The sequence below is a fragment of the Streptomyces sp. Pv4-95 genome, assembly GCF_045782725.1.
Classification (GTDB): Bacteria; Actinomycetota; Actinomycetes; order Streptomycetales; family Streptomycetaceae; genus Streptomyces.
The window spans coordinates 1,535,384-1,554,820 of the sequence record NZ_CP127172.1; the positions used below are offsets into that span (position 1 = coordinate 1,535,384).

General features: G+C 71.8%; 17 protein-coding genes and 1 pseudogene. 12 read left to right on the forward strand and 6 right to left on the reverse strand.

All coding sequences use genetic code 11. The features are described 5' to 3' along the window. Positions 1–269 precede the first annotated feature (269 nt). The 3 genes from QOM21_RS06980 to QOM21_RS06990 all read left to right on the forward strand — a co-directional run bounded on the left by QOM21_RS06980 (position 270) and on the right by QOM21_RS06990 (position 3,428). Positions 270–1,175 carry an SIS domain-containing protein gene (locus tag QOM21_RS06980; protein ID WP_407548867.1) on the forward strand — a complete coding sequence of 302 codons (906 nt, stop codon included), beginning with the start codon at positions 270–272 and terminating at the stop codon, positions 1,173–1,175. A gap of 54 nt (positions 1,176–1,229) precedes the next feature. After that, complete coding sequence (locus tag QOM21_RS06985; protein ID WP_407548868.1) at positions 1,230–2,111, forward strand: ketose-bisphosphate aldolase; 882 nt, start codon at positions 1,230–1,232, stop codon at positions 2,109–2,111. A gap of 510 nt (positions 2,112–2,621) precedes the next feature. Continuing rightward, the gene (locus tag QOM21_RS06990) at positions 2,622–3,428 is read left to right on the forward strand and encodes a DeoR/GlpR family DNA-binding transcription regulator (RefSeq protein ID WP_407548869.1); all 807 of its coding nucleotides are present in this window, start codon (positions 2,622–2,624) and stop codon (positions 3,426–3,428) included. A gap of 243 nt (positions 3,429–3,671) precedes the next feature. On the opposite strand, the gene QOM21_RS06995 is transcribed toward QOM21_RS06990, so the two are convergent. After that, positions 3,672–4,649, reverse strand: a complete 978-nt coding sequence (locus QOM21_RS06995; protein ID WP_407548870.1) for an SDR family oxidoreductase — start codon at positions 4,647–4,649, stop codon at positions 3,672–3,674. A 108-nt stretch (positions 4,650–4,757) separates the two neighbouring features. Beyond that, positions 4,758–5,597, reverse strand: a complete 840-nt coding sequence (locus QOM21_RS07000) for an SDR family oxidoreductase (RefSeq protein WP_407548871.1) — start codon at positions 5,595–5,597, stop codon at positions 4,758–4,760. Positions 5,598–5,686: 89 nt separating this feature from the next. Here QOM21_RS07000 and QOM21_RS07005 point away from each other — a divergent pair. The 4 genes and pseudogenes from QOM21_RS07005 to QOM21_RS07020 form a co-directional block, all read left to right on the forward strand. Next, positions 5,687–6,478: pseudogene (locus QOM21_RS07005) on the forward strand (enoyl-CoA hydratase family protein); the annotation flags it as partial. Positions 6,479–6,846: 368 nt separating this feature from the next. Further along, positions 6,847–7,806, forward strand: coding sequence for a CoA transferase subunit A (locus tag QOM21_RS07010; RefSeq protein ID WP_407548872.1), 960 nt, complete (start codon positions 6,847–6,849; stop codon positions 7,804–7,806). Continuing rightward, complete coding sequence (locus QOM21_RS07015) at positions 7,803–8,600, forward strand: CoA-transferase subunit beta (protein ID WP_407548873.1); 798 nt, start codon at positions 7,803–7,805, stop codon at positions 8,598–8,600. Before QOM21_RS07010 ends, QOM21_RS07015 begins: the two co-directional genes overlap by 4 nt. Before the next feature lie 146 nt (positions 8,601–8,746). After that, positions 8,747–9,835 carry an NAD(P)H-dependent flavin oxidoreductase gene (locus tag QOM21_RS07020; protein WP_407555594.1) on the forward strand — a complete coding sequence of 363 codons (1,089 nt, stop codon included), beginning with the start codon at positions 8,747–8,749 and terminating at the stop codon, positions 9,833–9,835. A 350-nt stretch (positions 9,836–10,185) separates the two neighbouring features. Here QOM21_RS07020 and QOM21_RS07025 read toward each other — a convergent pair whose 3' ends face one another. Then, positions 10,186–10,959, reverse strand: a complete 774-nt coding sequence (locus QOM21_RS07025) for a MerR family transcriptional regulator (protein WP_407548874.1) — start codon at positions 10,957–10,959, stop codon at positions 10,186–10,188. A gap of 265 nt (positions 10,960–11,224) precedes the next feature. Here QOM21_RS07025 and QOM21_RS07030 point away from each other — a divergent pair, with 265 nt between their 5' ends. Further along, the gene (locus QOM21_RS07030) at positions 11,225–11,536 is read left to right on the forward strand and encodes a hypothetical protein (protein WP_407548875.1); all 312 of its coding nucleotides are present in this window, start codon (positions 11,225–11,227) and stop codon (positions 11,534–11,536) included. A 130-nt stretch (positions 11,537–11,666) separates the two neighbouring features. Here the strand turns inward: QOM21_RS07030 and QOM21_RS07035 are convergent, their stop codons facing one another. The 3 genes from QOM21_RS07035 to QOM21_RS07045 form a co-directional block, all read right to left on the reverse strand. Further along, positions 11,667–12,842 carry an acetyl-CoA C-acetyltransferase gene (locus QOM21_RS07035; protein ID WP_407548876.1) on the reverse strand — a complete coding sequence of 392 codons (1,176 nt, stop codon included), beginning with the start codon at positions 12,840–12,842 and terminating at the stop codon, positions 11,667–11,669. A 67-nt stretch (positions 12,843–12,909) separates the two neighbouring features. Next, the gene (locus QOM21_RS07040) at positions 12,910–13,566 is read right to left on the reverse strand and encodes a TetR/AcrR family transcriptional regulator (protein ID WP_407548877.1); all 657 of its coding nucleotides are present in this window, start codon (positions 13,564–13,566) and stop codon (positions 12,910–12,912) included. A gap of 10 nt (positions 13,567–13,576) precedes the next feature. Then, complete coding sequence (locus QOM21_RS07045; RefSeq protein ID WP_407548878.1) at positions 13,577–14,443, reverse strand: SDR family oxidoreductase; 867 nt, start codon at positions 14,441–14,443, stop codon at positions 13,577–13,579. 108 nt (positions 14,444–14,551) lie between these two features. Between QOM21_RS07045 and QOM21_RS07050 the strand changes: the two genes are divergently transcribed. From QOM21_RS07050 to QOM21_RS07065, 4 genes are all read left to right on the forward strand, one after another. Further along, a complete protein-coding gene (locus tag QOM21_RS07050) occupies positions 14,552–15,721 on the forward strand; it encodes an acyl-CoA dehydrogenase family protein (protein WP_407548879.1) in 1,170 nt (389 codons plus the stop codon). A 39-nt stretch (positions 15,722–15,760) separates the two neighbouring features. Continuing rightward, entirely contained in the window at positions 15,761–16,786 is a 1,026-nt protein-coding gene (locus QOM21_RS07055; RefSeq protein WP_407548880.1) for an acyl-CoA dehydrogenase family protein, read from the forward strand. 180 nt (positions 16,787–16,966) lie between these two features. Further along, complete coding sequence (locus tag QOM21_RS07060) at positions 16,967–18,784, forward strand: FUSC family protein (protein WP_407555595.1); 1,818 nt, start codon at positions 16,967–16,969, stop codon at positions 18,782–18,784. A 72-nt stretch (positions 18,785–18,856) separates the two neighbouring features. Next, entirely contained in the window at positions 18,857–19,363 is a 507-nt protein-coding gene (locus QOM21_RS07065; protein ID WP_407548881.1) for a MarR family winged helix-turn-helix transcriptional regulator, read from the forward strand. The last annotated feature ends 74 nt before the right edge of the window (positions 19,364–19,437 follow it).

The window sequence follows — 19,437 nt, forward strand, 5'->3', positions numbered from 1 at the left end:
CTTGCACGCCGCTCGATCACCCCAACCCCCTCCCCCGGACGGCTCAACGCGCCTACATCACCCCTCCCCTCTGCTCCCCTCTGCTCCCCTCTGCCGCATACACCCCCACGAGGGATGGATGCGCTGCACAAAACTGCGTAGAGTCGTCTGCAACAAAGCGCAATCTTGCAGATCTACGCAGTACAGATACACGCAGAACAGTTCACGCGCACCCGGCCACCAGGCATCGGGGCCGCGCATCGGAGTGACGCCTCACGGGAGGGTGTGCCATGACCGGGACCTCATACATGGAGCAGGAGCTGCACAGTCAGCCGGAGACCTGGCAGGAGGCGGCCAGGATCGGGGCTGCGGGCGGACCACTGCCCAAGGCGGGGGCTCGGGTGGCCGTCGTCGGCTGCGGCACCTCGTGGTTCATGGCCCAGTCGTATGCGGCGCTGCGCGAGGGGGCCGGCCTCGGCGTGACGGACCCGTTCGCCGCCTCCGAGGCGTTCCTGGGCAGCGACCGGGCCTACGACGCGGTGGTGGCGATCACCCGCTCGGGCACCACGACCGAGGTGCTGCGGGTGCTGGACGCGGTCAAGGGGCGCATCCCAACCGTGACGATCATCGGTGATCCCGGGACACCTGCCGTAGAGCTCTCCGACGAGACGGTGGCGCTGCCCTTCGCCGACGAGAAGTCGGTGGTACAGACCCGGTTCGCGACGACGGCCCTGACGCTGCTGCGCGCGCACCTGGGCGAGGACATCACCGGGTCGGTGCGGGACGCGCAGGAGGCCCTGTCGGCGCGACTGGAGCCGGAATGGGTGGAGGCGGAGCAGTTCTCCTTCCTCGGCTCGGGCTGGACGTACGGGCTGGCCAATGAGGCGGCCCTCAAGATGCGGGAGGCGTCGCAGAGTTGGACGGAGTCCTACCCCGCGATGGAGTACCGCCACGGCCCGATCGCGATAGCGGCACCGGGCCGGGTGACGTGGGTGTTCGGACCGGCGCCTGAAGGGCTGGAGGCCGATGTGGCGCGGACCGGCGCGCGATTCGTGTGCCATGCGCGCGATCCGCTGGCCGATCTGGTGCTGGTGCAGCGGGTGGCTCTGGAGCGGGCCCGTGCGCGCGGCCTCGACCCGGACAACCCCCGCAGCCTGACCCGCTCGGTGATGCTCAAGGAGCCGGCCGCGACGTGAGGCGCCCGCTCCCCCTACGTCAACCCGCCCCGCTCGCAAGGGAGTCAGGACCCCATGGCCCTCGTTTCGACCTCATCGATCGTCGATGCCGCGCGTGAGGCGCGGATCGGTGCCGCGGCCTTCAACGTCATCCACCTGGAAACCGCCGAGGCACTGGTCACCGCCGCGGAGCGCACGGACACTCCGCTGATCCTGCAGCTCAGCGAGAACTGCATCCGCTACCACGGCAGCCTGCTGCCCATCACCCGGGCGACATTGGCCCTCGCGGAGACCTCCAGCGCCCCGATCGCCGTCCACCTCGACCACATCACCGATGCCACGCTCGTACACCAGGGCGTCGCCGCGGGGGTGGGATCGGTCATGGTGGACGCCTCGGCCCTCCCCTACACCGACAACGTCGCCGCCACCGCCGAACTCACGGCCTGGTGCCATGAGCGGGACGCCTATGTGGAGGCAGAACTCGGCGAGGTCGGCGGCAAGGACGGCGTGCACGCGCCGGGAGTGCGCACGGACCCGGACGAGGCCCTCGCCTTCGTCCGCTCGACGGGGGTGGACGCTCTCGCCGTTGCCGTCGGCTCCTCGCACGCCATGCACCGACGCACCGCGGTCCTGGACAAGGACCTGATCGCGGCACTGCGGGCGACCTTGCCGGTGCCGCTGGTGCTGCACGGCTCCTCGGGAGTGCCGGACGACGAGCTGGGCCGCGCGATCGCCGCCGGCATGACGAAGATCAACATCTCGACGCACCTGGTCTCGGTGTTCACCCAGTCCATCCGGGAGACGTTGACGGAGAACCCCGCGCTCGTCGACTCCCGCAAGTACGTCAAACCGGCCCGCGAGGCAGTGGCCGAGGAGGCGGCGAGACTCCTGGGCGTACTGACCACTCCGGCTACGGTCCCGGACCAGCTCACCGTCCAGGCTCCGGCCCGGGGGTAGCCGGCGACGGCCGCGGTCGGGCGAGAGCCGACGAGGGAGCCTGTGGCGCCGGGCGCTGTCGAGAGGGATTGACCCAGGTGGCAGCTGGGCTGGGTGGCGGGCTTGGCGGGCTCGGTTTGTTGCTGCGGGGTGCCTGGACGGGTGGGATCCGTTGGCCGGAGGGGCTCCCTTGGGCTGGTGAGCTCCGTGGCCTGGTGGGTTCCGTTGGGCTGGTGGACTCCGTGGCCTGGTGGGCTGGGCGCTGTTGGGCTGGTGGGCTCTGTTGTGGGTGCGGTGAGGGGCCGGCCCGGCGTGGGGGCGATGCGGGGTCGGCGTGGGTCGGCGTGGGTCGGCGTGGGTCGGCGTGGGTCGGCGTGGGTCGGCGTGGGTCGGCGTGGGTCGACCGGACTGGGGGTGGGTGGGGCGGGGGGGGGAGGGCCCCCGGGGAGCAAAGGGAGCGGATGGATTGCTGAGGTGGTTGGTGGGCGCCAGGCCGTGCCGGGTCCCGCCGGGACGAATTAGGCTCGCTGCATGAAGCGCCATGAACGGATGAACGCACTGCTCGAGCTGCTCGGCGAGAGAGGCCGAGTGGATGTCGAGGAGGCAGCGACCGAGCTGGAGGTCTCGGCCGCGACGATGCGGCGCGACATGGATGCCCTGGCCGAACAGCAGTTGCTGACCCGAACGCGGGGCGGCGCGGTGCTCAGCTCGGTGGCGTACGACCTGCCGATCCGCTACAAGCACGCGCATCGGTCCGGCGAGAAAGAAGCCGTGGCGAAGGCCGCGGCCAAGCTGGTCGAGCGCGGAGACGTGGTCGGGCTGAGTGGCGGCACGACGACCACCGCCATCGCCCGCGTGCTCGCCACCCGCCCGGATTTCGCCGAGGCCGGCCCTCAGCCGCATCTGACGATCGTCACCAACTCCCTCAACATCGCCAACGAGCTGGCCGTGCGGCCGCAGATCAAGATCGTGCTCACCGGCGGTGTCGCGCACTCACGATCGTTCGAACTGGTCGGCCCCTTCAGCGAGTTGGTGCTCCAGCAGATCTCCATCGACACCGCCTTCATCGGCGCCAACGGCATGGACCCGGTGATGGGCGCGACGGTGCACGACGAGGCCGAAGCCCGGGTCAACCGACTCATGGCGGAGCGCGCCCGGCGAGCCGTGGTCGTCGCCGACTCCTCGAAGATCGGCGAGCGTTGCTTCGCCAGGGTCGGTGACGCGGATGTCTTCGACACCTTCATCACGGACAGCGGCGCGAAGGAGGCAACCCGCCGCGAGTTCGCGGATCGTGGGCTGAAGGTCGTCACCGCACTCCCGGCCGGCGCCGACGACTGACTTGCCGACGACTGACTCGCGGACTGCTGGCCTGCGGACGGCTGACCTGGGGACATGCGCCCTGATGGCGATTGACCTGAGGACGTACATCCTGCGGGCGTCCATCCCGGGGGCGTCCGTCTTGAAGGGGTCCGTCCTGAAGGGGTCCGTTCCGAGGGCGCCCACCCTGCGGCGTCCGCCCTAGGGGTGCATCCCTCCCACGCTCCCCCTCCCGGACCCCCGGGCCCCCGGGCCCCCTGCCGGTCACGCATCTTCAGTCGGCTGAGCGCCATGGACCGGTTGCGGAGGACGGGCGGTGGCGAGGAGTTCGCGGGCGGTTCGGCCCGCCTGGGCGGGGGTCCAGCGGGCAGCCTTGTCGAGGGTCGGGCCGGGTCGCCAGCCCTCCATCACGGTGATCCGGCCCCCCTCCGCCTCGAAGACCTGTCCCGTTACGCCCTCCGAAGCGGCCGACCCGAGCCACACCACCAGGGGCGAGACGTTCTCGGGAGCCATCGCGTCGAAGGCCCCCGCCTCCGGAGCTGCCATGGTCTCGGCGAAGGCTTGCTCGGTCATTCGGGTGCGAGCGGCCGGGGCGATGGCGTTGACCTGGATGCCGTAGCGGCCCAGCTCAGCTGCGGCTACCAGGGTCAGGCCGAGGATTCCGGCCTTGGCGGCGGAGTAGTTGCCCTGACCCACGCTGCCGGACAGGCCCGCGCCTGAGCTGGTGTTGATGACTCTGGCCTCCGGCATCCGGCCCTCCTTCGCCTCCGTCCGCCAGTGGGTCGCGGCATGCTTCAGGGGAAGGAAGTGGCCCTTGAGGTGGACCCGCAGCACGGCGTCCCACTCGTCCTCCTCCAGGTTGACGAGCATGCGGTCACGCAGGAAGCCGGCGTTGTTGACCAGCGTGTCGAGGCGTCCGTAGGTGCCGAGTGCGGTGGAGATGAGGGATGCGGCGCCTTGGCTCGTGGCGATATCGCCGCCGTGCGCCACGGCGTCGCCGCCCGCGGCACGGATCTCCGCGACGACGCCGGCTGCGGGCGTGTCGTCGCCTCGCGTACCGTCCAGCCCCACACCGAAGTCGTTGACCACCACTCGGGCGCCCTCCGCGGCGAAGGCAAGGGCATGGGCGCGGCCCAACCCCCGTCCGGCACCCGTGACGACCACAACGCGCCCGTCGCAGATGCCGCCACCGCCACCGCCGCCTCCATCGCCACGATCACTGCTACCGCTGGTTCGGCTCATCTCAGCTCTCCTTGTGGGTAATTGACGAGGTCAGGCAGTCGGAGACAGGGGGACGTAGGGAGGGAGTGGTGAGGCGTGTGAGCAAGGAATGGAAGTGCGCGAGCTGGGTCAGGCGGTGCCGGGGGCGGGCGGTGTAGGGGGCAGCGGCCGGATGCCGGGGTCGGCCGGGGGTTGGGGGGTGGTCTGCGCGGCGTCGAGGAATGCCGGGCGTTCGCCGCCTCCGTGGACGAGCAGGCTCGCACCGGTGACGTAGCGCGACAGGTCGGAGGCGAGGAACGCGCATGCCTCGCCGACCTCGGTCGGCGTGGCCAGCCTGCCGAGCGGCACGGTGCGGGCCACGGCGGCGAGACCCGCGTCGTCGCCGTAATGAAGGTGGGACAGTTCGGTACGGACCATGCCGAGGACGAGGGTGTTGACGCGGATCGCCGGAGCCCATTCGACCGCCATGGAGCGGGCGAGGTGGTCAAGGCCGGCCTTGGCCGCCCCGTAAGCGGCTGTGCCGGGTGAAGGGCGGGACCCACTGACGCTGCCGATCATGATGATGGAACCGCCGCTCCGCTGGTCCGCCATGACCTCGCGTGCCGCGAGTGAGGCCGTCACCGCCGTGATGAGGTTCAACTCGATTGCTCTGGCTGCTTGTTGGGGTGTGGATCGGGTGAGAAGGCGGTACGGCGTGCCGCCGGCGTTGTTGACGAGGACGTCGAGGCGGCCGCGTTCCTCGCGTACCTGCCGGAAAAATGTGCTGACCGCGTCGGGGTCTCGCAGGTCCAGTGTGGCGTGCTCCGCGGTCCGGCCCGCGGCCTCCAGTGGCCGGTCGGGGGGCCTGCGTGCACAGGCGATGACCTGCGCGCCGGCCGCGAGCAGCGTGGTGGTGATGCCTGCGCCGACACCGCGTGTGCCGCCCGTGACGACTGCGACGCGGCCCGACAGGTCGATCGTGAGCGCCATCCGACACCTCCCGCAGCGCGCATTGCGCTGCTACCTTCTCCATCGACAGCACCTAACAAACGTTTGGTGGAAAGGTAGCTGATCTGCTGATGGGTGTCTCCACCTCTCACCCCGTCCATCCCTCGGGCGACGGTGGCGTTGCTTCGGGCGTCGCGCTGGTGACGGTCGACTTTCCGCCGGTCAACGCGCTGCCGGTGCAGGGGTGGTACGACCTGGCCGAGGCCGTACGGGCCGCCGGGCGGGATGCCACGGTCCGGTGCGTGGTGCTCGCTGCCGAGGGGCGCGGGTTCAACGCCGGTGTCGACATCAAGGAGATGCAACGGACGGAGGGCCACTCGGCGTTGGTCGGTGCCAACCGCGGTTGCTATGAGGCGTTCGCGGCGGTCTACGACTGCGAGGTGCCGGTCGTGGCGGCGGTACACGGCTTCTGTCTGGGCGGTGGCATCGGGCTGGTGGGCAACGCGGACGCGATCGTGGCGAGCGATGACGCGACGTTCGGGCTGCCCGAGCTGGACCGTGGCGCCTTGGGTGCGGCCACCCATCTCGCCCGGCTGGTGCCGCCGCACCTGATGCGCACGCTCTACTACACCTCGCGCACCGTCACCGCGCGCGAACTCCAGCACCACGGGTCGGTGTGGGAAGTGGTGCCGCGGGAGCGCGTGCGGGACGCGGCGCTGGCGCTCGCGGGGGAAATCGCGGCGAAGGACGGGCAGTTGGTCCGGCTGGCGAAGGCTGCGATCAACGGGATCGATCCGGTCGACGTACGGCGCAGTTACCGCTTCGAGCAGGGCTTCACGTTCGAGGCCAATCTGAGCGGTATCGGCGACCGGCATCGCGAAGCCTTCGTCGGCGGGGCCTCCCACACGCGCGAGGGTTCTGCGGGGGACACTCGTGAGGCGTCTGCCACAGGCGACATGCGTCAGGGGCCTGCCGGGGGCGTCACGAGTGAGGGGTCTACTGAGCGCGACACACCTGAGGGTTCCGCCGGGGGCGGCACACGCCAGGGGGCCGTGACCGCCGCCCGCCAGGAACCAGGGGGCCGTACTCCCCCGGCCACCGAACCCCGCGCACGCACGAGCTCGCAGTCGTACGCCCCTCGCCAGCAGCACGAGCCCCCGCCACCGCACGAACCTCCGCAGCCGCACGCGCCCCCGCAGCCCAACGGGCCTCCGCAGGCGGGCGCATCCGATTCCGCCCGGCCCGGCCGTCAAGATCCGTCATCCGCCAACACCGTGCCATTGGAGGAGAGTTGAGCGACAAGACCATGACCGCCGACGACGTTGTCGGTCGGCTGGCGAGCGGTATGACGATCGGGATCGGCGGCTGGGGGTCCCGTCGTAAGCCGATGGCGCTGGTGCGGGCCCTGTTGCGGTCCGAGCTGACCGATCTCACGGTTGTCGCGTACGGCGGGCCGGACGTCGGGCTGCTGGCTGCCGCGGGCAAGATCCGGCGCCTGATCGCGCCCTTCGCCACCCTCGATTCCATTCCCCTCGAACCGCACTTCCGTGCCGCCCGCCAGAACGGCACCCTGCAACTGACCGAGCTGGACGAGGCCATGTTCATGTGGGGTCTGATCGCGGCCGGTCAGCGTTTGCCGTTCCTGCCGGTGCGCGCCGGGCTCGGATCGGACGTGCTGCGGGTCAACCCCGAGCTTCGGACGGTCCGATCGCCGTACGGGGACGGGGAGGAGCTGGTCGCGGTTCCCGCCCTGCGTCTGGACGCGGCGCTGGTCCACATGCATCGGGCGGATGTCCGGGGCAACGGCCAGTATCTGGGACCCGATCCGTACTTCGACGATCTGTTCTGCGAGGCCGCGGACGCCGCGTACGTCTCGTGTGAACGGGTGGTGGCCGGTGCGGAGTTGATGTCCGCGGGCGGTCCGCAGACGTTGCTGGTGAAGCGTGCGTTCGTCACCGGGGTGGTGGCCGCGCCGAATGGTGCGCACTTCACCGCGTGCGATCCCGATTACGGGCGGGACGAGGCGTTCCAGCGGGCGTATGCGTCGGAGGCGGCTGATCCCGAGCGGTGGGCGGCGTTCGTCAAGCGCTACCTCGATGGTGACGAGGATGCGTACCGGGCCGCCGTGGCCGCCTTCCACCGTGAGGAGAGGGGCGGGGAGAAAGAGGAAGGGAACGTCGGGGAGAGCGTGGGCGGGAAATCGGTGCCTGTGACGGAGCGGATGAGGGACCAGAAGGGGACGAGCGCATGAATGCCACCCCGGCTTCCGGGTCCGTGGAGGGGCCTGCGGTTACCCGCGCCGAGTACTGCGTGCTGGCCTGTGCGGAGGCGTGGCGGGACGCCGGTGAGGTGCTCGCCAGCCCGATGGGCACCGTTCCTTCGATCGGGGCGCGGCTGGCCCGTCTGACCTTCTCCCCCGACCTGTTGCTGACCGATGGTGCCGCGCTGCTGATGGGTGATGTACCGGCGATCGGCGCCGAGGCCGAGGTCGTCGAGGGCTGGCTGCCGTACCGGCAGCACTTGGCCTTGGTGGCGACCGGCCGCCGGCACGTCATGATGGGCGCGAGCCAGATCGACCGGTTCGGCAATCAGAACATCTCCTGCATCGGCGAGTGGTCCCGGCCGGAGCGTCAGCTGCTCGGGGTGCGCGGCGCTCCCGTCAACACCGCGAACAATCCGACGAGCTACTGGGTTCCGCGGCACTCCCCCAGGACTTTCGTGGAGCGGGTGGACATGGTCTGCGGTGTCGGTCACGACCGGGCCGCGTCCGCCGGTCCCGCCGCGACCCGGTATCACCGTATCCCTGAAGTCATCAGCGATCTGGGTGTGTTCGACTTCGCCACGGCGGACCGTTCCATGCGGCTTCGGTCCCTGCATCCCGGCGTGACCGTCGAGCAGGTGAGGGAGGCCACCGGGTTCGCTCTGGCGGTGACTGCCGACCCGGCGGACGTGCCCCTCACCCGTGAACCGACGGCGGCGGAGCTGCGGCTGATCCGCGAGGTGATCGACCCCCGTGGGCTGCGTGACCGTGAGGTACGCGCATGACGGCCGACGGGGATGGCAACCGCTCCTCCCGCACCTCGGGCTCATCAGCCACCTCGTCCGAACCCGCCGGCGTCTCCACAGCCGGTGGCGAACCCGCTGCCCCCTCCCCGCGGACAAGGCAGGCCGCCCCTGCGCCGTCGCCGTCCCTGCGGACCGCGTTCACCGATCTTGTCGGTGTGCGGCATCCGCTCGTCCAGACCGGAATGGGCTGGGTGGCCGGGCCGCGGTTGGTCTCGGCCACCGCGAACGCCGGAGCGCTGGGGATCCTGGCGTCCGCCACGATGACCGTCCCGGAGCTGCGGGCGGCCGTCCGCGAGGTCGCGTCCCGTACGGAGGCGCCGTTCGGGGTGAATCTGCGGGCGGACGCGGGCGACGCGGCGGAGCGGGTGCGCGTGATCATCGAGGAGGGGGTGCGGGTGGCTTCGTTCGCGCTGGCTCCGTCCCGCGAGCTGATCGCGCGGCTCAAGGAGGCGGGCGTCGTCGTGATGCCGTCGATCGGGGCGCGTCGACATGCCGAGAAGGTGGCGGCGTGGGGCGCCGACGCCGTCCTCGTGCAGGGGGGTGAGGGCGGTGGGCACACCGGTGAGGTGGCCACGAGTGTGCTGCTGCCGCAGGTCGTGGACGCGGTCGATATTCCCGTGATCGCGGCGGGTGGCTTTCGTGACGGCCGGGGGCTGATTGCCGCGCTTGCTTTCGGTGCGTCCGGGGTCGCCATGGGCACCCGGTTTCTGCTCACTTCGGACAGCACCGTTCCCGACGCGGTCAAGGAGCGCTATCTGGCGGCGTCGGTCAAGGACATCGTCGTCACCACGAAGGTGGACGGTCTCCCGCACCGGATGCTGCGCACGGATCTCGTCAACTCGCTGGAGCAAAGCGGTCGTTCGGCTGGTCTGCTGAGGGCCGTCCGGCATGCCGTGGCCTTCCGCGAGCAGTCGGGAATGAGCTGGTCGCAGCTGCTGCGCGACGCGCTCGCCATGAAGCGGGGCAAGGATCTGACGTGGGGGCAGGTCCTTCTGGCGGCCAATACGCCGATGCTGCTGCGGGCCGCCATGGTCGAGGGCAGGCCGGATCTCGGAGTGATGGCCTCGGGGCAGATCGCCGGGCTGATCGAGGATCTGCCGTCGTGCGCCGAGCTGGTGGACCGGATCATGACCGAGGCGTACGGGACGTTGGCCGGTCTCCCCGGGGCGGGGGCACCGGGGAGACCACCTGTCGGCGCGCCGGGTGGTGGGTGAGGGTGAGGTCGTTGCGCGGGCTGGCGGCCCTGCCCAGCACGCGCCCCCGCCCAGCACACGGCCCGTCCAGCACGCGGCGAAGCCGGCCCGGCTGCCGGACGAACGTCGACCTGGAGCGCTCCGGCGACCACGCCGGGCCACCCGCACGGACTGCCACGCTCCGGCGGACCGCCGCGGGGCGTCGCCGCGAGACGGCACCCTGGTCGCCGCGGGACGGCCCCCATGGTCGCGTTGTGGCACCACGGCCCGCCCCTCACCGGCTCTCCCTGCGGGGAACTGCGCGGGCTACCGGGCCCCGGGCACGCAATGGCTACCGGGCCCCGCGCTCCCGGGCCCCCGGCCCCCGACGGCTACCGGGCCTCCCGGGCTCGCTCCAGGTAGTGGACCAGGTCGCGCATCCGGTCGACGGGCCACGGCAGGGAGTTGCCGATCTTTTCGCTGTTCTCGTCCCACATCCGCTGCGCCGCGGCCTTGGTCCGCTCGCCGTCGGCGCCTTCGGCGTGAAAGCGGTCCGCCAGCGCGTCCCACCGGCCGGTGAGGTCCTGCACCCGCGGGTCATCGACGGGAGTGCCGTCCTGTACGTGCCGCAGAAGCTGCACGACGAGTCCGGCCCATTCGGTCTTGGCCGCCTCGATGGCCTGCGGGCCGAGTTCCGCTCTGCGCTCGGCGAGCTGCTCCCTCTGCTCCGGCGTGAAGGAGGTCTCGAACACCGACATCATCTCCAAGGTCGTCATGAACTGGTCAGGATCGGGCATCGACGTCTTGTCCAGCTGTCCCACCAGCCCGCGGATCCGGTGGGTGAGCTGCTGGATGCGACCGGCGTGGGCCTCCAGACCGCGGAGCTGGGCGTTGAGCAGGTCGCGCATGGCCCCCAGGTCGTCGGCGGAATCCGTCAGGACGTTCGCGATCTCCTCCAGCGACAGCCCGAGCGAGCGCAGGGCCCGCACCCGGTACAGCCGCCGCACATCGCGTTCGGTGTAGCGGCGGTGCCCCGAGGCGGTGCGTTCGCTCGCGCGCAGCAGTCCGATCTCGTCGTAGTGGTGCAGCGCGCGCACGGTCATCCCGCTCGCCTGTGCCACCTCGCCGATGCTCCAGCGGCGGCCGGCGTCGTGTTTCCCGGTCATGCCGGCAACGCTAGAACCTCCCGTCACGGCAGGTTCAAGCCCCGCATTCGCCGCCGGGCGTCCCTCCGCGTCCACCCGGTGCTGCCCGCGCCCACCTGCGGCTTCCGGGGAAATCGGTCGCGGTCTCGATCTTGAACGAGCTCCGTGGCGCGGCTGCGGGGTGCCCCGGGGCTGAATTTCCCGGGGCCGGTATGGAGAATGGGGCATGAACGTGCGAATGCCGGACGGCCTTCGCAGGGGGAGTTACCACCGGGGGAGAGATCACGTGCGGAAGATCATGGCCATAGTGATGGCAGCGGTGGCGTTCGGCGCCTCATTGACGCTGGCCACAGGCTCGGAAGCGGCGGCGGCCGGCCGGTCGCCGCAGTGCGTCAAGGTGCGCAAGTACTTCGACAAGGGCAATCACCGTTATGTGCGGCTGACCAATCTGTGCGCCCAGCGCACGTCCTGCTTCACCATCGTCATCCCGCATCAGCGCGACCCGCGCGGCCGTCTGGCGAAGAGCGCGACCAAGGACGTTCGGTACGGCAAGACGTCGGGTCCGCGTGCCCTGTACGTCAAGAACACCCACTGCTGAACGCCTCCGCACCGGCCGCCGCCCGTCGCGGCGGCCCTGTGTGACCGACCGGCCGTGCCGCCCGCCTCTGCGCCGGGCGGCACGGCCGTCCCGGAGAGTGGCCCTTCCGGCCCTCCCGGAAATCGCCGGCTCAGAGGCGTTCGATGATCGTGACGTTGGCCTGGCCGCCGCCCTCGCACATGGTCTGCAGGCCGTAGCGGCCGTTGGTGCGTTCCAGCTCGTGCAGGAGCGTGGTCATCAGTTTGACGCCCGTCGCGCCCAGGGGGTGGCCGAGGGCGATGGCACCGCCGTTGACGTTGACCTTGTCCGGGTCCGCGCCGGTCTCCTTGATCCAGGCCAGGACCACCGAGGCGAACGCTTCGTTGATCTCGATCAGGTCGATCGCGTCGAGGGTGAGGCCGGTCTTCTTCAGCGCGTGCGCGGTGGCGGGGATGGGGGCGGAGAGCATCCTGATGGGGTCCTCGCCGCGGACGGACAGATGGTGGATGCGGGCGCGCGGGGTGAGGCCGTGTTCGCGGACCGCGCGTTCACCGGCCAGCAGCATCGCGGCGGCGCCGTCGGAGACCTGCGAGGAGACGCCGGCGGTCAGCCGGCCGCCCTCGACGAGGGGCTTGAGGGCGGCCATCTTCTCCAGGGAGGTGTCGCGGCGCGGTCCCTCGTCCAGGGCGATGTTTCCGTAGGGGACGGTCTCGCGGGTGAAGCGGCCCTCGTCGAGGGCGCGGATCGCCCGCCGGTGGGAGCGCAGCGCGTACTCCTCCATGTCGCGGCGCGAGATGCCCCACTTCTCGGCGATGAGTTCGGCGCCGTGGAACTGGTTCACCGGGCGGTCGCCGTAGCGTGCGCGCCATCCCTCGCTGCCGGCGAACGGGCCCTCGGTCAGGCCGAGTGGTTCGGCGGCCTGCCGGCCGGCGAAGGCGATCGGGATCATCGACATGTTCTGGGTGCCGCCGGCGACGACCAGATCCTGGGTGCCGGAGAGCACGCCCTGCGCCGCGAAGTGCACGGCTTGCTGGGAGGAGCCGCACTGCCGGTCGATGGTGACGCCGGGCACCTCTTCTGGCAGCCCGGCCGCGAGCCAGGCGGTGCGGGCGATGTCCCCGGCCTGCGGCCCGACGGTGTCCAGGCAGCCGAAGACGACATCCTCGACGGCGGCCGGGTCCACGTCCGTCCGGTCCATCAGTGCCTTGAGGACGTGCGCGCCGAGGTCGGCGGGGTGCACGGAGGCCAGTCCGCCGTTGCGTTTGCCGACCGGGGTGCGCAGCGCGTCGACGATGTAGGCCTCACGTCGCTCGTAGGGCGCGGCCATGACGGGCTCCTTCGGGTCGTGGGTGGGTGGTTCCCGGGGCTGGAGCGCTCTGGCATCCGCGGGGCGCTCATTCCCGTAGGGCGGTCTCGTTCCGCAGGGCGATGCCGTCCAGGACCATCGAGAGGTACTGGCGGGCGATCTCCTCGGGGCTGTGGTGGCCTCCCGGCCGGTACCAGCTCGCCGCCACCCAGACGGTGTCGCGGACGAAGCGGTAGGTGAGCCGGATGTCGAGGTCGGCGCGGAAGACGCCGTCGCTGACGCCTCGCTCCAGGGTGCCCAGCCAGGCTCTTTCGAACTTCCGCTGGGAGTCGGTGAGGTAGCCGAAGCGGGGCTGGGCGGCGAGGTGCGGGGACTCCTTCTGGTAGATGGCGACGGCCGCGCGGTGCCGGTCGATCTCCCGGAAGGATTCGGTGACGAGGGCTTCGATGGTCTCGCGGGGGTCGAGGCCGGCGGCGAGTACGGCGTCGTAGCCGTCCCACAGTTCGGTCAGGAAGGTGGAGAGGATCTCGTCCACCATCGATTCCTTGGAATCGAAGTGGTAGTAGAGGCTGCCGGCGAGCATGCCGGCCTCGTCCGCGATACGGCGGACGGTCGTGGCGTTGTAGCCCTGGGCGGCGAAGACCTCCGCCGCGGTGTCGAGCAGTTCGCGGCGGCGCTCCGGGGACGCGCTCACGGCGGTCGTCTTCTTCTTGGCGGTTGGCACCTGCCCATTGTCGCTCCGCATCGGGCCGGTCTCAGGCGTGCTGGCTGCTGACCGGGACGACCTCGCCGGTCATGTAGGAGGAGTAGTCGCTGGCGAGGAAGACGATGACGTTGGCGACTTCCCAGGGCTCGGCGAAGCGCCCGAACGCCTCTCGGGAGGTGAGCTCGGTCAGCAGCTCGTCGGTGGTGACCTTGGCGAGGTGGGGGTGCATGGCGAGGCTCGGGGAGACGGCGTTGACCCGGATTCCGTAGGCGGCGGCCTCGACCGCGGCGCAGCGGGTCAGCGCCATGACGCCGGCTTTGGCGGCGGCGTAGTGGGCCTGTCCGCGCTGTGCGCGCCAGCCGACGACGGAGGCGTTGTTGACGATGACGCCGCCCGCGGAGCTGCTGACCCCGGGAGCCGCGCCGGTCCCGGGCACGGTGCCGACCCCGGGCGCGGTGCCGGTGCGGGTCTGCCCCGGGGTGGCGCGCATCCGGCGCAGTGCGGCGCGGGTGCAGCGGAAGGTGCCGCCCAGGGTGACGTCGAGGACCTTGTCCCATTGGTCGTCGGTCATGTCGACGAGGTCGGCGGTGCCGCCGAGGCCGGCGTTGTTGACGACGATGTCGAGCCGCCCGTGGCGCTGTTCCACGAAGTCGAAGAGCGCTCCGACCTGCTCTTCGTCGGTGACGTCGCAGGGCAGGGCGGCGACCCGCCGGGCCCCGAACTCGTCGGCGAGCAGCTCCGCGGACTGCGTGAGCCTGCGGGAATGGGCGTCGGAGAGGACGACGTCCGCGCCTTCCTCCAGGAGTTTGCGGGCGGTGGCGCCACCGATGCCGGCGCCCGCCGCGGCCGTGACGACGGCGCTCCGGCCGGCCAGCAGCCCGTGTCCGGGGACGTACGAAGGCTTCTCGGGCGTCATGGCCGTACGTTAACCTACCAAACACTTGTTAGGGAACAGTCGGACGGCACCACGGAGTCCCAGGCCCGGAGATCTCCGGGGCCGCGTCACGAGAGAGGCCGCTCCCCGATGGATCTCGCGCACACGCCGGAGGACGAGGAGTTCAGGCGGACGGCCCGCGCCTGGCTCTCCGCGCACGTACCGGCCGTCCCCCTCCCCTCCCTGGAGACCGCGGACGGGTTCGCCGCCCACCGGGAGTGGGAGCGCACGCTCGCCGCGGACCGCTGGTCGGCGGTTTCCTGGCCCGAGGAGTTCGGCGGCCGGGGGGCTTCCGTGCAGCGCCGGCTGATCTTCGAGGAGGAGTACTACGCCGCGGGCGCGCCGGGCCGGGTGTCCCAGAACGGCATCAGCCTCCTCGCCCCGACGCTCTTCGAGCACGGCTCCCCCGCCCAACTCGCCCGCCTGCTGCCGCCGATGGCGCGTGGCGAGGTCATCTGGGCGCAGGCATGGTCCGAGCCGGAGGCGGGATCCGACCTCGCGTCGCTGCGCTCGACGGCCGTGCGGGTCGACGGCGGCTGGCTGCTCAACGGGCAGAAGACCTGGTCCTCGCGGGCCGCTTTCGCCGATCGCGCGTTCGGCCTGTTCCGCAGCCATCCGGACGCCGAGCGCCCGCACCGCGGGCTGACCTATCTCATGTTCGACCTCGCCGCACCGGGCGTGGCGGTGCGGCCCATCGGCCGGCTGGACGGCAAGCCGGCTTTCGCCGAACTCTTCCTCGACGACGTCTTCGTCGCCGACGCGGACGTCATCGGCGAGCCGAGCCGGGGGTGGCAGGTCGCGATGAGCACGGCGGGCAACGAACGCGGTCTCACGCTGCGCAGCCCCGGCCGTTTCACGGCGGCCGCCGACCGGCTGGCCGCGCTGTGGCGGCAGTGCGCCGATCCGGCCGATACGGCGCTGCGCGATCGCGTCGCCGACGCCGTCATCGGCGCCCGCGCCTACCACCTCTTCACCCGCGCCAATGCGGCACGGCTCGCGGCGGGCGGGCAGTTGGGGGCCGAGTCCAGTCTCAACAAGATCTACTGGTCGGAGCTGGACATCGCTCTGCACGAGACCGCGCTCGACCTCCTCGGCGCCGAGGGCGAGCTCGCCGACCATGCCGAAGAAGCGCCGGAGCACGGCAGTTGGGCCGAGGGCTGGACCTTCGCGCTGGCCGGCCCGATCTACGCGGGCACCAACGAGATCCAGCGCGACATCATCGCCGAGCGACTGCTCGGACTGCCCAGGGGCAGGCGGTGACGGCCGCTCCGCCCGGCCACGACGAGAGGACTCGACCCGGTGGCTTTTCTTCTTGACGACGAGCAGATCGAGTTCGGCCGGACCCTCGACCGGATGCTGGGCGCGGCGGGCAGCGCTTCCGCGGTGCGGGCGTGGGCGGCGGAGGACACCGCGCCGGGCCGGAAGATATGGCAACAGCTGGCGGATGCGGGCCTGTTCGCGCTGGCGGTACCGCAGGAGTACGACGGGATGGACTTCCTGCCCGTCGAACTGGTCACCGCTTTCGTGGAGTTGGGGCGTCACGCGGCCCCTGGCCCGATGGTGGAGACGGTCGCCGCCGCGGTCCTGCTGCAACGGCTGGGCGACCCCGCGCTCCGCGGGCGGTGGCTGCCGGGGATCGCGGCAGGCGGGCTGGTCGTGTCGTACGCGGACGCGGCGTACGGGCCGTACGCGCTGGACGCCGCCACCGCCGACGCGACGTTCGCCGTCGACGGGGATCAGCTGCTGCGTACGGCCGCGGGCGGGCCCGTCCAGCCCTCGATCGATCCGGCGCGGCGACTGGCCCGCCCCGCCCCGGACGGCGAGACGGTGGCGAGCGGGCCGGCGGTCCGGGCGGCCGCCGCGTACGCCGGTGATGTCGCGTCGCTGCTCACGGCCGCACAGGCGCTCGGCGTCGGACGCCGACTGCTGGCGGACACCGTGACGTATGTACAGCAGCGGCGGCAGTTCGGCGTAGCCGTCGGCACGTTCCAGGCGGTGAAGCACCGGCTGGCCGACGCGCTGCTGGCCTTGGAATTCGCGCAGCCGCTGGTGTTCGCGGCGGCGGTGGGGACAGCGGGGCGGGGAGAGGAGGGAGACGGGCGCGGCTCGGCGTCCGAGGATGCCTCCCGGGACGTGGCCGCGGCGAAGGTGGCCGCGGGCGAAGCGGCATACGGGGCGGCGCGGACCGCGCTCCAGCTCCACGGCGCCATCGGCTACACCGAGGAGCTGGACCTGTCGCTGTGGATCCGCAAGGCGCGCGCACTGCGGAGCGCCTGGGGGACGCCGTCGCAATGCCGGGCCCGGGTACTCACCGGGGCGGAGTGAGCGGGGTGAGCGGGGTGAGCGGGGCGGGTGGGGCGGGTGGGACGAGGTGAGCCATCCCCTGCCCTCCCGCTTCCCCGCCGGGGGACATCGTTCACGAGTAAAACACCTGCTAATCTTCAAGCCATGGGGAAGCATGCCAAGCCGCCGGAGCGGTCCGCGACCACCGCGCGCAAGAGCGCGATGCGCGCCCGCCCACCGCGCGCGCTGCCGGTCAGGAGCACCGTGCGGTTGCGCCGCCCCGTCGACATCTGGCACAAGCCGGCGCTCAGCGCGGTCGTGGCGCTCGCCATCCCCGATCTCACGCTGCTCGCCCTCGGACGGCTTGACCTGATCCTCTACACCTCCGCCGGGGCGATGTGCGCGCTGTACGCACACGGTCTGCCGTACGCGGCCCGCGCCCGCACACTGCCGTGGGTGGTGCTCGGCATGGTCGCGAGCCTCGCCGTCGCGCTGACCGCCGCATCGCTGACCACCTCGACCGCTCTGCTCGTGGTGCTGGCCTCGCTGGTCGCCGCGGTCCACAAGATGGTGTGCGACGCGACGCGCATCGGCCCGCCGGGGAACCTGATCCTGACGTTCATCGCCGCCTCGGCGTTCTTCGTGCCGCAGCGGCCGGGGCAGGTTCCGCTGCACGTGGCCTTGGCGCTCGGCACCGGCGCCATCGCGTGGCTGGTGTGCATGGCGCCCGCGCTGGTACGGCCCCAGGGGCCGGAACGGATCGCCGCCGCTCGTGCCCTGGAGGCCGCGGCCGGACTGTTGCGCTCTGCCCCGGAGACCGGCGGCGCGGAACCGGCAGGGACGGCGCAAGCCCGGCACGCCACCGCGGCCGCCGTGAACGCCGCGTGGCACGCCGTCTTCCTCGTCCCCGTCCGCGCACCGGGCAGGGCAGCGGCCCGCGCCCGCCTCGAGCGGCTGCTGGTACGCGCCGAGTCGGCGCTCGGAGACCGCGATCCCGTAGGCGCGCAACCCACAGGACGGGCCGCGGAGGCTGACCGGCTCAGCGGCTGGGCGCGTGAGCTGCGAGGTGGGCGGCCCCTCCCCGAAGTGCCGCTCTCCCCTGCCCAGGCCGAGGAACTCGCCGGCATCACGGCGGAGACGACAGCGGCGGCGCGGACGACGGCCGCGGGGGCACGCGGGACCGTGACGAAGAGCCACGCTCCGGACGACGACGGCTCCGGCCCGCTCGTGCTGCGGCACCCGGCGCCCGGCCTCCCGCGCGGACTGCGGGCGGTGGCGGCGCGTCTCGCGCCCGGGTCGCCGCTGCTGCCCATAGGCGCGCGGGTCGCCGCCGGTTGCGTGCTCGCGGGATGGGCCTCGATGGCCATCGGCGTCGGGCACCCGTACTGGGCCGTGGTGACCGCGGCCTCCATCTACCAGGCCAACACCACGCTCTCCTGGCAGCGCGCGCTCCAGCGCACCCTGGGCAATCTGCTGGGCCTGCTGCTCTTCACCGCGCTGCTGCCGCTGATCCACACGGGACACCTGGCGATGATCGCGCTCGCGTTGGCGTTCCAGCTCGGCGCCGAGGCATGGATCACCCGGAACTACTGGCTCGGCTCCGTATGCGTGACGCCCGTGGCGCTGCTGCTGACCGGGTTCGGCGGCCATCTGCCGGCGAGAACCCTCGTCACCGACCGCTGGATCGACACCGTGGTGGGTGCGGCGGTGGGCCTGGCCTGCTGCGTGCTGGTCACCAACCGGCGGGCCGCCGACCGCATCGACATCGCCCTGGAGCGGCTGGCGGCCGCCGAGGCCGCGGCCCATCGCCGGCTCGCGGCGCGCGAGCCGGCGGGGCGGGACGACACTCCCGAGGCCGGCTGGACCCGCGACCGGCTCGCCGGGTGTCTGATCGAGCTGCGTGAGGCCGTCGATGTCGCGGCAGGCGAGTGGTGGCAGCGGCCCCTGCCGCAGGAGCGGATCGCTCTCGCCGAGCAGCAGGGCCACCGCGTACTGGCGGTGCTCGTCCGCAGGCTCTCGACGCCCGTGGCCGCCGCCTGACCGGTGCGTCCGCGGGCCCCGGCGGCAGGCACAATTAGGGCTTGTACGGCAGTGTGGCCGAGAGGAGTGCGGGTGACCGAGGACATCGTCGCGGGGGTGCTGCGCCAGTGGCAGCAGGTGCACCCAGGGCTGGACACCGGCCCGATGGCGGTGATCGGGCGGCTCAACCGCTGCTCCGCACTGTTGCAGCAGGCGGCCGACGCGCCCCTGCGGCGGGCCGGGCTCACCCGCCCCGAGTTCGACATCCTCGGCACGCTGCGCCGGATGGACCGCGAGCTGACCCCCGGGCGGATCGCCCGCGAGACCTTCGCTTCCGGGGCCGCGGTGACCAAACGCGTGCGGCAACTGGAGGACCGTGGGCTGGTCTCCCGCCGGCCCGACGAACGGGACCGCCGCGTCACCCACCTCTCCCTCACCGACGAGGGCCGCGACACCATCGACCGGCTCCTGCCGGAGCAGCTGCGCTACGAGGCGGCCCTGCTCGACGGCATCGGCGACGAGCGGCAGGAGGAACTCTCCGACGCGTTGGGCGAGTTGCTGGTCGTCCTGGAGGGCCGGCTCGGCAGCTTGATGGACTGAGGGACGACCGGACGAAGCGGCGAGCGGGCACGGGGACGGCTACCGGAACCCGGTCCCGCACGTGATCGGCTGCC